Raw genomic sequence first — 12621 nt, forward strand, 5'->3', positions numbered from 1 at the left:
GGAGGAAAAAATGAATAAAATTACTGCTCGAAACAAAAACAGAAAGCTAGTGATAGCTTCAATGCTTGGTGCGATTACAATTGTGCTTGGGATGACTCCACTTGGTCTTATTCCCCTTGGCTTTATTAATGCCACAACTATGCACATTCCTGTAATAATTGCAGCCATTGCTGAAGGACCTATTGTTGGTGCACTTGTTGGACTTATTTTTGGTATTTCTTCTCTTTTAAATGCCATCTTAAAAAATGCAAGCCCCGTTGCTTTTGTATTTTATAATCCGCTTATTTCAATTGTGCCAAGAGTTTTAATTGGAATAACATCTTATTACAGTTATGCTTCTATGAAAAAAGTGAAGGACAAAAACCTAAAAGTTTTGACAAAAATTCTTTGGGGAATTGTAACTCTTCTCTTAATTCTACTGCTTGTTAAAGATATTAAGACGGGAGCATCAACTATTAATATAACCTTTGTTGTAATTTTACTTGCTTTATGTATTGGACTTTTTATCTATTCTCTTAAATCTAATGAAATAGATTTTCCAATTGCAATAGGTGCCTTTATCGGTTCAATGACTAACACAATTTTAGTCCTTGGTGGCATTTATTTAATTTATGCAAAGAGATATGTGGAAGCACTAAACATTCCCATGGAAAGTGCAAAATCTGCGATATTGGGTGTTTCTGTTACATCAGGCATCCCTGAAGCTATAATATCTGTTATTGTAACAACAGCGGTTATAAAAGCTTTAAAATCAAAAAGGAGCTAATATGTTACTTGCAATTGATATAAATAATAAAAATACTAATTTTGGCGTATTTGATGAAGATAAAATTATTACAAAATTTTCTATTATGACTGATAGAAATAGATCCACAGAAGAAGTTAAACTCATTTTAAAATTAATCTTAAAGGACAGAAATATAATGCTAGAAGATATTGACGACATAATACTTTCAACAGTAGTGCCAGAACTCTACCAAAATTACGAAATCATTTCCATAAATTTAATTGGAAAAAAACCTAAAATTATTTCTGCTGGAGTAAAAACAGGTCTTAATATAAAATGTGAAAGCCCCCGAGATGTTGGTAGTGACAGGATAATAAGAGCTGTTGCTGCAACAAACAAATATAAAGATAACTTAATAATAATTTCTGCATCATCTATTACAACTATCGACTATATCAATGCAAAAAAAGAATTTTTAGGTGGCTTAATATTTCCTGGAGTAAACTTACTTCAAAAATCTCTTGTTCGAGAAAGCTCAAAACTTCCACAAGTTGAAATAAAATCATGTAAAGATATTTTGGGAAACAACACAGAAAAAGCAATCCAAAGTGGAATATACTTTGGATATAAAAATGCAGTTTCAGGTGTTATAAATGAAATATTTAAAAAGTATTCACTTAATAAAAAAAACACACAAATCTTAACCACAGGGATTTATGCAAATCTTCTTGATAACAATGAATTTGAATTTGTTGAAGAAGAGATGCTCGGTCTAGAGGGTTTAAAAATAATTTATGACTTAAACAAAAATAAGGCTTCATAATTCGAAGTCTTATTTTTTATACTTTTCTAAATCTTTTATTTTAACATTGTGAAAATTTACCTCAAAACTACTTAAATCAACAATTTTTTCCATAGTATACTTAAACTTTTTTATGTCACCTGTAATGTAAAAATCAATTTTACGATTTTTATACTCAACTTCATTTTCATTTATATCCAAAATATCCATGGCATCTAAAACAGTTTGATATGCAGGATCTACCATCAAAACTTTCTTCCCTTCTCTTTTTAAAATCCTCTTAAAAGAATTTTCAACAATTGGATAGTGAGTGCATCCTAAAATCATAGTATCAAAATCATAATCACCAAATTCATCTATGTATTTTTTTACAATTCCATCAACATATTCCTCTTCAAAATCTCCGCTTTCCACAGCAAGAGTGAGCGCAGGACAGTATACACTTCTAAGCTCAACAGTAGGATCAATTTCTCTTAAAGCTTTTTCATAAACTCCACTTTCAACGCAGGATTTTGTAGCTACCAAGGCTACTTTTTTATTTTTCGTCCTCTCTACTGCATTTTCACTTCCAGGTTTGACAACACCAATAATAGGATAATCGTAGGTTCCATTTGACTTTTTGAGCCCATAACTTGTTGCAGTATTGCACGCAATAATGGAAAGATCAACACCTAGATCATTAAAAAACCCCATGGCTTCTATGGTATAATCTCTTATTTCTTCTGCACTTCTTGCACCATATGGCATCCTCAAAGTATCTCCAAAAAAAACAAAATTTTTATTCTTGATTTTATTTAAAGCAACTTTTAAAACAGAAAGGCCACCAACTCCACTGTCATAAAATCCAATCAAATTTTTGCCCATTAAATCACCCGCTCTTTTATTATAATAACACAAAAAAATAATAAATTATAAACTAAAAAATATTTTAACTTAAATTTATAAATTAATCAAAATAATATTTTTTATCAGAAAATATATAACTGTTTATCGCAAAGAAAAAAGCCCGTAACCATTGAGATTACAAGCTTCTAGATGGTGCACCTTAACGGACTCGAACCGTTGGCCCACTGATTAAGAGTCAGTTGCTCTACCAACTGAGCTAAAGGTGCAAATTTTACATTTTTGATATTTTCTCTTTACATTACCAATGCAACAAAAAATATTATAATTAAAAAAAACACTCTTGTCAAGTGTTTTTTAGTCAACTTTTAAACATTTTATAATCAGCTTGTTCTTCAAACATAGAGTAAATATTCTCTATAGTTTTTTCACTAGCTTTTCTTGCTTCTTTAGGTTTTTTTTCTTCAATTAATTTATAAACTTTTTGTAAATTATTAAAATGTTTTTTGTAATTTTTCTTATCTCTAAAAATAAAATTTCCAAATCTGTAAAGTCTTTGATTTATCATGTTCATAACTTCAATTAAAATTTCATTATTAAGAGAACTGACAAGTGCCATATTCCATTCAATAATCAAATTCTGAATCAATTCATCATCTTTGTTATCGATTGCAACACGCAGTTGTTCATTCACATCTTCAAAATATTTTGTCTTTTTATTAAGACCATTCTGTGCCAAAAGTTCAACAGCAAGTGGCTCTAGCGATTTCCTAACTATATAAAGATTTTTGGCTTCTTTTACAGAGATTTTAGAAACTATGTAAGATTTTCTCGGAAAGCTTGTAACAAGTCCATCTTCCTCAAGCTTTTTTAAGGCTTCTCTAACTGGAGTCCTACTAACTCCAAGTTCTGAAGCTATTTCCATTTCAATTAGTTTATCTCCTGGCAATAATTTATTTTTTAAAATTTTTTCTTTCAAATCTCTGTACACCAAATTACTAAGTGATTTTTTATTGCTACGAAGATCCAAAATTTTCCCTCCTCCCTTTTAATAAAATGTTTTCCTGAATCACATTTTTTCTTCTTTTTTATTATATCATATAATTTTATTTTGTTTATAATTTTTTATTTAAGGGTAAAAAATAAATATAAAATTAGAATAATTGTATTAATTTTAAGGGAGGACATATGAAAAAGAAAATTTATTTAGTAACTTTAGGTATTGGTTTAGCCCTTACTCTTTCTGCTTGTGAAGCTCCAAGAAATACAGCATTAGAAGTTAAAAAGAATGATTCACAAATTGAATCTAGTAAAGAATCTGACGATAAAACAAATAAAAAGGATGATAAATCTTTTGAAAAAAATAAGTCCAATGTTAAAGATAATAAAAATCAAAATTCAAAAGATTCTAAGGATGAAAAAAGTGCTGATTCTCAAAAGGATTTATTAAATGTGCAAATCACAAAAGAAAATGCTTTCGATGAATTTAAAAAATTGCACCAAGATGCAAAAGTAGAATCTTTCAAGTTGGAAACAAAAAAACAAGATTTAGTTTACGTAATCCAAGGTTATGATTCTCAAAAAGAATACGAATTTGAACTTAATGCAGAGTCTGGTGAAGTAGTAAAAGACGGAGTTAAGGAAGAAAAAAATGAAGACAAAGTTTCTGATATTCAAAAAAATATGCTAGAATCAATCGATAGTATTACTCAAAAATCTCTCCAAGATGCAGGTGAAGGTTATGTAGTAACAGAATATAAACTTTACTATGACGATGTGAATTATATTGTAGAGGTAAAATTGGAAAAAGATGGCGAAGATATTTCCTATAGTTATGACATTGCAACAGGAAAATTATTAGAAAAGGACCTATGATATAAAACAAAATATAAAATAAATTTTATGCCAGAGAAAAAATATCTCTGGTTTTTTATTTTTATACAATTTAATATCTAATACAACTATTCTTTCCCAAAAATTATACTCTATTTCTTCTTATACTTAATCTTTAAGTTTTAGATTTACATTGTTTGGGAATAAATTAAATATAAAAATTGGAGGTATTTTTATGAAATTTGCTGTGCGTTATTATACAAAAACTGGAAATACAAAAAAACTTGCCGATGCTATTGCAAAGGTCCTTGGAGTTGAAGCTTTGCCTATTAGCACTCCCATAGATGAAGCTGTAGATATTTTATTTTTAGGTAATTCTTATTATGCCTTTAGTATTGACCCAGAAGTTATTAAATTTATTGATTCTCTCAATAAGGACATGGTTGGCAAAATTGTCAACTTTGGGTCTGCTGCTATGTTAAATTCTACTTGGAAAAAGGTAAAAAAAGAATCTGATAAAGTTGGAATTTCTTTAGACGAAAGAGAATTTCACTGCAAAGGAGAGTTTAAGGGACTTCACAAAGGAAGACCTAATGAAGAGGATTTAATGGCTGCTAAAGATTTTGCAAAGAAATTTTTAAATTAGATTCGGAAGCTATAAGTGAAAAAGGATAATTATGATATTTTAGAATTATCAGAAAATCGAGGTAAGACAATTGTAAGGACAAGTATTATTGGAACTTTAACCAACGTTTTATTAGCAGCCTTTAAAGCAACTTTAGGTATACTTGTTAATTCAATCGCTCTTGTTTTAGATGCAGTAAATAATTTATCTGATGCTCTCTCCTCTGTTGTTACTATTATTGGCGAGAAGCTATCAAGCAAGGCTCCAGATAAAAGACATCCCATGGGCTATGGGCGAATCGAATACATTTCGTCAATGATTATATCTGCCCTAGTGCTATATGCAGGGATAACTTCCCTAGTTGAAAGTGTTAAAAAAATTTTAAATCCAAGTCCAGCATCCTACACAAAGCTTTCTATTATAGTTATTGGTATTGCTGTCGTTATAAAATTTATTTTAGGTAAATACGTAAAGAGCCAAGGTAAAAAGATCAACTCCACTGCATTAATTGCATCTGGTTCTGACTCTTTATTCGATTCAATTCTTTCTCTTTCAGTTTTTATATCTGCTATAATCTTTATGACTTGGGAGATTTCTCTTGAGGCCTACGTTGGAACTATCATCTCCATATTTATGATAAAAGCGGGAATAGAAATGATGCTCTCAACTATTGACGATCTCATTGGACACAGAGCAGACCGCTACATGGTGAAAAAAATTGCTGATTTGATAAATGAAGAAGAACAAGTACTTGGTGTTTACGATTTGGCGCTATTTAATTACGGACCAAACAGATATTACTGTTCTCTTCATGTAGAACTTCCTGACACTATGTCAGTTTCTGATGTTGATAAACTCACTAGAAAATTGCAATACAAGGTATATAAAAATACTGGCATAATTTTAATTGCCCTTGGAGTTTATTCTTTTAATACCAAAAATAAAAAAGCTACAGAAATTAGAAAAACTGTTGAAAAGAAAATTTTAAATTATGATTGGGCTCTACAAGTCCACGGATTATATGCTGATACAGAAAAAAAGACTCTGCGATTTGACGTTGTTTTAAGTTTTGATATAAATAGAGAAGATGCTCTCAAAATATTAAGAAATGATTTTGAAAAATTATATCCAGATTATGAGATTCAAATAGTCCCCGATCTTGATTTATAAAAATTCACTGAATATTTTATCCCCTTATCAATAAAAACGTAGGGGATAAAATTTTTTAATATCTAAAAAATACATAGAACTACTTTTGATTTGCACATAAATAATAATATAACTTCAATCCAATCGTCCATATTAATTGACAACTTTACTAAATAATTGTATAATCTTAAAAATTACTTTTAATTTTTATTGTTTATTTTTAGGCATCTTATATTTACTTAAAAAGGAGAAAAAGATGAAAGTCGTAAAATTTGGTGGCAGTTCTCTCGCTAATGCCACTCAGCTTAAAAAAGTTAAGAAAATTGTAAAAAAAGACGATGCGAGAAAATACATCGTTGTTTCTGCGCCTGGAAAGGGTGTGGGAAACAATCACAAGGTTACTGACCTTCTAGCAATGTGTCACGAATTAAGTGCCCATGCTTTAAATTTTAACGAAGTTTACAAGATCATCGAAGATATTTTTAAAAATATTGTTGATGATCTTGTTTTGGATATTGACATTGATAAAATTTTAAAAGATGTTAAAGATGAAATCACAGAAGGTGCAAGCTACGACTTTGTTGTCAGCCGTGGTGAATACATGAGTGCCAAAGTCCTTGCCAATTATCTTGGATATGATTTTGTTGACGCAAAGGACTTAATTGTCTTTACTGAGGGTGTTTTGAACCTTGATAAGTCAACAGAAAAAATAAAAAATATTTTAAATTCTCACGAAAGAGTTGTTGTTCCTGGTTTTTATGGACTTGATGAAAATAATAAAATTAAAACTTTTTCAAGAGGCGGATCAGATGTCACTGGTTCTGTTATTGCTTCTGCTCTTTATGCAGAAATTTATGAAAACTTCACTGATGTAAGTGGATTTTTGGTGGCAGACCCAAAAATTGTAAAAGACTCCTCCCCTATTGGCACAATTACTTATAAAGAACTTAGAGAATTGTCTTATATGGGTGCAAAAGTTCTTCATGAAGATGCAATTTTTCCTCTTCGTGACAAAAATATTCCCATTAATATTAAAAATACAAATTTCCCCGATGATGACGGGACTTTAATTTTATCTAAATGTAATTTTAGAAATAAAAATATTGTAACTGGAATTTCTGGCAAAAAAGATTTTACTGTAATTAATCTTGAAAAAGTCAATATGAACTCTGAAAAAGATTTTTTTAGAAAGCTAACTACTGTTTTTGAAAGCAATGACATTTCTATTGAACATATGCCCTCAAGTATTGATTCTGTTTCTGTAATTGTCGCTGATTCTTACATTACTCCAAAATTAAACAAAGTTTTGGAAGAATTAAAAATTTATTTAAATGTGGATAGTATTAGTTGGGAACGTGATATTTCTCTCATTGCTGTTGTCGGTCGTGGCATGATAAATGAAAAAGGTGTTTCTGCTAGAATTTTTACTGTCCTTGCAAAGTATGGCATAAATATAAAAATGATAAGTCAAGGTTCTAGTGAAATTAATATAATCATTGGTGTTGAAACAAAAGATTTTGAAAAGGCAATCGAAGCAATCTATCGTGAATTTTATAAGGAGGAAAAAGATGAAATATAATGTAGCTGTTATTGGTGCAACTGGTCTTGTTGGAAGTATGATGTTAAAAGTATTAAGTGAGAAAAATTTTCCAATAGACAATTTATTTTTGTTTAGTTCCAAAAAATCTGCTGGTAAAATTATAAATTACTGTGGCAAGGATTACACTGTCGAAGAGTTAAAAGAAGATTCTTTTGAATATAGAGATATAAAAGTTGCCTTATTTTCTGCTGGTGGATCTGTTAGTAAAAGATTTGCACCAATAGCTGCCAAAGCTGGGGTAACTGTTATTGACAATAGTTCTGCTTTTAGAATGGCCCCGCAAGTTCCCCTAGTTGTTCCAGAAATTAATCCAGAAGATATTCTTTATAATAATGGAATTATTGCAAACCCAAATTGTTCTACAATTCAATCAGTTTTACCTCTAAAACCAATTCACGACAAATACAAAATTAAAAGAGTCATTTATTCCACTTACCAATCCGTTTCTGGCTCTGGGATAAAAGGTATTTCTGACTTAAATGAAGGAACTAATCTTGCCTACAAATATCCAATTAAAAATAATTGCATCCCTCAAATCGACGACTTTCTAGAAAATGGATACACTAAAGAGGAAATGAAGATGATAAATGAAACTAAGAAAATTCTTCACGATGACTCTCTACTTGTGACAGCGACAACTGTTCGTGTTCCTGTTTTGAATTCTCACAGCATTTCCATAAATGTAGAAGTTGAAAAGCCTTTTGAAATTTCTGATGTTAAAGAAATTATAAAAAATTATCCTGGAATGATTTTGAAAGATGACCCAACTAATCAAATTTATCCAATGCCACTTCTTTCAAAGGACACAGATGATGTCTATGTGGGAAGAATAAGGCGAGACTTTACTGTCGAAAACGGAATAAACTTGTGGTCTTGTGCAGATAATATTAGAAAAGGTGCTGCAACTAATGCAGTGCAAATTGCAAAGAAACTTTTGGAGGTTTAAATTGAAAATTGCACTAATGGGATTTGGAACTGTCGGCACAGGTGTCGAAGAAATTTTATATAAAAAAAAAGATAACCTTTTAAAAAATAATTTTGATATAAAAATTGAAAAAGTTTTAATTAAAAATGTAAATAAAAAAAGAAATCCTTGGAATAAAGATCTAATTTTTACAGATAATTTTGATGAAATCTTAAATTCTGACGTTGACGCAGTCATTGACGCCACATCTTCTGTTGATGAAACTTATAATAGGATTATATCTCTTATGAAATCTGGCAAAAATATTATAACAGCAAATAAGGCTGTGGTTTCAAAACATTTTGAAGAATTAAATGAACTTGCTAAAGAAAATGATATTTATTTTTCTTATGAGGCTTCTGTTGCTGCTGCTATACCTATTATTCATCCTATTACGGAAGAACTTCCCTTTAACAAAATAAAAGAAATTTGTGGGATTTTAAATGGCACATCTAATTATATCTTGTCAAAAATGGAAAAAGAAAATTTAGATTATAAGGAAGTTTTAAAAGAGGCACAGGCTCTCGGTTATGCTGAATCTGACCCCACTGCTGACGTGGATGGCTTGGATTCAATGAGAAAAATTAGAATACTTTCTTCTCTTTTTTACAATGCACAAATTAATGAAGAAGAGATTTTTACCTTTGGAATTTCCAATATTAAAAAATCCGATTTAGATTTCATAAAAAAAGAAGGCTATTTCATTAGGCTAATTGCAAAATCAAAATTAATTGATGATAAAATAAATATCTTTGTAATGCCCACTCTACTAAATGATGATTTCTTTACCAAAACTTTTGACAGCACCAATGCAATAAAAGTTTTGGGAGATAATTTTGGTGAATATGAACTAAAGGGTGCTGGGGCTGGAAAGCTTGAAACAGCTGATGCCATTATGCGTGACCTTTTAAGAATTCTCTCCAAAAGAGAAATCAAAACCTTTTATAATAACGAAAATAACTTTGATGTTTCAAAAAAATTTACAGGAAAATATTATATTAGAACATCTGAAATTTCAGATATATTAAAAGATATTATCGCAAAAGATAATCTAATAGAAAAAGATCATCATATAATTACAAAAGAAGTTTCTCTTTTTCAAATAAGTGAAATTGTAAAAAACTATACAGAAGAAATTTTTATTGCAAGGGTGGAAGAAATATGAAATTTTTATCTACAAGGAATTCAAATTTAAAAATCTCTGGACTCGAGGCAATTGTAAAGGGCATCTCTGATGATGGCGGTCTTTTTGTTCCTGAATCTTTTCCAAGTTTTAACATAATTAAAAATCTAGATTTAAGTTACACAGATTTAGCCCACAAAATCTTATCACTTTACCTTACAGACTTTGATAAGGATGATTTGAAAAAAATAATTGAAAAATCCTATGATAGTTTTGAAGATGAGATTGCAAAAATAGATTACAATAAAAACATTTATCTTGAACTTTATCATGGAAAGACTTCTGCCTTTAAAGACTTTGCCCTTTGTCTTTTGCCCAATCTTTTATCCTATGCCAAAAAATCCCTTGGCATAAAAGAAAAAACTTTGATTTTAACGGCAACATCTGGAGATACAGGTAAAGCTGCCCTAGAGGGTTTTTACAACATAGATAATATTGACATTTTAGTTTTATATCCAACAGAAGGTGTAAGTTCCATTCAAAAATCTCAAATGGACACAACAGACTCTCTAAACTCAAAAGTCATCTCTATCGACGGCAATTTTGATGATGCACAATCTGCTGTGAAAAAAATCTTTAATGACAAAAAAATAAAAGATGAACTGGCAAGAAAAAATATTTATCTTTCTTCTGCAAACTCAATAAATATTGGAAGACTGCTACCTCAAATTGTATATTATTTTTATGCCTACGCTGATTTAATCAAAAACAAAAAAATAAATACAGGTGAAAAAATAAATTTTTGCGTACCAACTGGAAACTTTGGCGATATATTGGCCGGATACTACGCAAAAGAGATGGGTCTTCCAATTGACAAACTTGTAATAGCATCAAATTCAAATAATATTTTGACAGATTTTTTCACAACAGGCACCTACGATGCAAATAGAGAACTTAAGAAAACTATTTCTCCATCCATGGATATTTTGATTTCTAGCAACTTGGAAAGATTAATTTATCACAAATCTTCTGATGTAATTGTTAAAGAAAAAATGAACGAACTACAAAATTCTCATGCCTTTAATTTTGATTATGATTTCTCTGATTTTTTACGTGGCTTTGCAACAGAAGATGAAACAAAAAATACAATTGCCAAAACTTTTAAGGAAGATGGATACCTCATTGACCCACACACAGCTGTGGCGAAAAATATTGTGGATAAATTAGATTTAAAAAACACTGTTATACTTTCAACTGCAAGTCCATATAAATTTTCATCATCAGTTTTATCTGCCCTTAACGAAAATATTTCTTACAATGAATTTGAAAATATAAAAACTTTAAATAAAATTACAAATGTAAAAATTCCAACAGAAATTGGGAAACTAAAAAATAAAAAAACAATTCACAACAATAAAATAAATAAAAGTGAGATAGAAAACGAAGTTTTAAAATTTGCAAGAAGGGGCAATAGAATAGCTGTACCTGCAACTTCTGCAAACTTGGGCCCAGGCTTTGACACTTTAGGACTTTCACTAAAACTTTATAATAAATGTGAATTTAAAATAATAGCAGATGAGAAAACATTTGAAAAAAATATTAAAAATAATTTAATTTATAAATCCTATGCACATACCTTTGAATATTTTGGCGAAAAAATAACACCAGTAGAATTTAATTTAGATTCTAATATTCCAATGTCAAGAGGTCTTGGTTCTTCTGCTTCTTGTGTAGTAATGGGAGTTATGGCTGCTTTCTATGTAATGGGTGAAAATCTTGATAAATATGAAATCTTAAAAATTGCAACAGAAATAGAAGGTCACCCCGACAATGTTTCACCTGCTATTTTTGGAGGTGCAACTGTATCAATACTAAAAAATAATGAAGTCTTTGTAGAAAAATTTAAAATTTCTGACAAAATAAAATTTTTGGCACTTATCCCAAATTTTAAACTTAAAACAGATTTAGCAAGAGGTGTTCTTCCAAAAAATTATTCAAAAAAAGATGCAATATTTAATATATCAAGAGTTTCCCTTTTGACTTTATCTCTTATATCAGGCAATTATAAAAATTTAGAGATTGCTTTCGAAGATAAAATTCACGAGCCTTACAGATATAAACTTATTCCTGAGATAAATGAAATTAAAAAAATAATAGATGAAAGTTCTGCTATAACTTATTACCTAAGTGGTGCAGGCTCAACTATTATGATTATTCTAAAAGAAGATGACCACAAATCGGAAAAATTCATTGAAGAAAAAATAAAAAATCTAAAAAATGACTACACTTTACTTCCCTTAGAAATAGATGACAATGGTGCTTTTATAATTTAAAAACTATCATTTTATTTTTAAAGTCTATTTGTATACCTTTTTTTCTTTATTATTTACACAAATAATGCTATCATAAAATTAAAAACAAAGGAGATCTTATGAAAAATTTTAAAGTAAAAGACTTAGTAATAACGTCGCTTTTCATCGCTCTTGTATATGTATTTACGTGGATTGTAAAAATTCAGCTTCCCTTTGCACCCAACGGAGGACTAATTCATCTTGGCAATGTTCCATTTTTCTTAGCAGCAATATTTTTTGACAAAAGAGTAGGCATGACTGCAGGAGCAATTGGAATGGGACTCTTTGACCTAACAAGCGGCTGGGTACTGTGGGCACCAATGACTATCATTTCTGCGTTAATAATGGGATACATATTGAATAAACTCAATTATGGAAAATTAAATACAAAAAATTTAATTATTTCCTTTGTACTTGTTGCAATTGTAAAAGTTGCAGTTTATTATATCGGCGAAATTTTTATTTTATCATCATTCATAACACCACTTGCATCAATTCCAGGAAACTTAATTCAAATTGCAGTTTCATCTGTAATTGTACTTGTAATATTAAAACCAATGGAGAAAGTTTTTAAAAATATAAAATAATTTTACATCAAAAAAGA

At 29.6% G+C, this 12621-nt stretch carries 12 protein-coding genes and 1 tRNA gene; 10 read left to right on the forward strand and 3 right to left on the reverse strand.

What is annotated here, in order from left to right; translation table 11 throughout:
- The first annotated feature begins 10 nt into the window (after positions 1–10).
- Both BQ5450_RS04820 and BQ5450_RS04825 read left to right on the forward strand, forming a co-directional pair.
- The gene (locus tag BQ5450_RS04820; RefSeq protein WP_071126146.1) at positions 11–766 is read left to right on the forward strand and encodes an ECF transporter S component; all 756 of its coding nucleotides are present in this window, start codon (positions 11–13) and stop codon (positions 764–766) included.
- Position 767: 1 nt separating this feature from the next.
- Entirely contained in the window at positions 768–1550 is a 783-nt protein-coding gene (locus tag BQ5450_RS04825) for a type III pantothenate kinase (RefSeq protein WP_010242773.1), read from the forward strand.
- 9 nt (positions 1551–1559) lie between these two features.
- On the opposite strand, the gene murI is transcribed toward BQ5450_RS04825, so the two are convergent.
- The 3 genes from murI to BQ5450_RS04840 all read right to left on the reverse strand — a co-directional run bounded on the left by murI (position 1560) and on the right by BQ5450_RS04840 (position 3402).
- Positions 1560–2393 (reverse strand): glutamate racemase, encoded by an 834-nt coding sequence (murI, locus tag BQ5450_RS04830; RefSeq protein ID WP_010242774.1) that lies wholly within the window; start codon positions 2391–2393, stop codon positions 1560–1562.
- Between the two features lie 172 nt (positions 2394–2565).
- Positions 2566–2641 (reverse strand) — tRNA-Lys (locus BQ5450_RS04835).
- Between the two features lie 92 nt (positions 2642–2733).
- Positions 2734–3402 carry a GntR family transcriptional regulator gene (locus tag BQ5450_RS04840; protein WP_010242910.1) on the reverse strand — a complete coding sequence of 223 codons (669 nt, stop codon included), beginning with the start codon at positions 3400–3402 and terminating at the stop codon, positions 2734–2736.
- 158 nt (positions 3403–3560) lie between these two features.
- Here BQ5450_RS04840 and BQ5450_RS04845 point away from each other — a divergent pair, with 158 nt between their 5' ends.
- The 8 genes from BQ5450_RS04845 to BQ5450_RS04880 all read left to right on the forward strand — a co-directional run bounded on the left by BQ5450_RS04845 (position 3561) and on the right by BQ5450_RS04880 (position 12604).
- Entirely contained in the window at positions 3561–4247 is a 687-nt protein-coding gene (locus BQ5450_RS04845; protein ID WP_071126147.1) for a PepSY domain-containing protein, read from the forward strand.
- A gap of 193 nt (positions 4248–4440) precedes the next feature.
- Complete coding sequence (locus tag BQ5450_RS04850; protein ID WP_010242912.1) at positions 4441–4851, forward strand: flavodoxin family protein; 411 nt, start codon at positions 4441–4443, stop codon at positions 4849–4851.
- 15 nt (positions 4852–4866) lie between these two features.
- Positions 4867–6000: a cation diffusion facilitator family transporter gene (locus BQ5450_RS04855; RefSeq protein WP_083379722.1), complete on the forward strand. Its 1134-nt coding sequence runs from the start codon at positions 4867–4869 to the stop codon at positions 5998–6000.
- A gap of 235 nt (positions 6001–6235) precedes the next feature.
- Positions 6236–7558 carry an aspartate kinase gene (locus BQ5450_RS04860; RefSeq protein WP_071126148.1) on the forward strand — a complete coding sequence of 441 codons (1323 nt, stop codon included), beginning with the start codon at positions 6236–6238 and terminating at the stop codon, positions 7556–7558.
- Positions 7548–8525, forward strand: coding sequence for an aspartate-semialdehyde dehydrogenase (locus BQ5450_RS04865; protein ID WP_071126149.1), 978 nt, complete (start codon positions 7548–7550; stop codon positions 8523–8525). The genes BQ5450_RS04860 and BQ5450_RS04865 overlap by 11 nt, the downstream gene beginning before the upstream one ends.
- A gap of 1 nt (position 8526) precedes the next feature.
- Positions 8527–9708: a homoserine dehydrogenase family protein gene (locus tag BQ5450_RS04870; protein WP_071126150.1), complete on the forward strand. Its 1182-nt coding sequence runs from the start codon at positions 8527–8529 to the stop codon at positions 9706–9708.
- Positions 9705–11999 (forward strand): homoserine kinase, encoded by a 2295-nt coding sequence (thrB, locus tag BQ5450_RS04875; RefSeq protein ID WP_071126151.1) that lies wholly within the window; start codon positions 9705–9707, stop codon positions 11997–11999. Before BQ5450_RS04870 ends, thrB begins: the two co-directional genes overlap by 4 nt.
- Positions 12000–12097: 98 nt before the next feature.
- On the forward strand, positions 12098–12604 hold the full coding sequence (locus BQ5450_RS04880) for an ECF transporter S component (protein ID WP_010242920.1): 507 nt from the start codon (positions 12098–12100) through the stop codon (positions 12602–12604).
- The last annotated feature ends 17 nt before the right edge of the window (positions 12605–12621 follow it).

This window comes from Peptoniphilus lacydonensis, from assembly GCF_900106515.1.
Classification (GTDB): Bacteria; Bacillota; Clostridia; order Tissierellales; family Peptoniphilaceae; genus Peptoniphilus_A; species Peptoniphilus_A lacydonensis.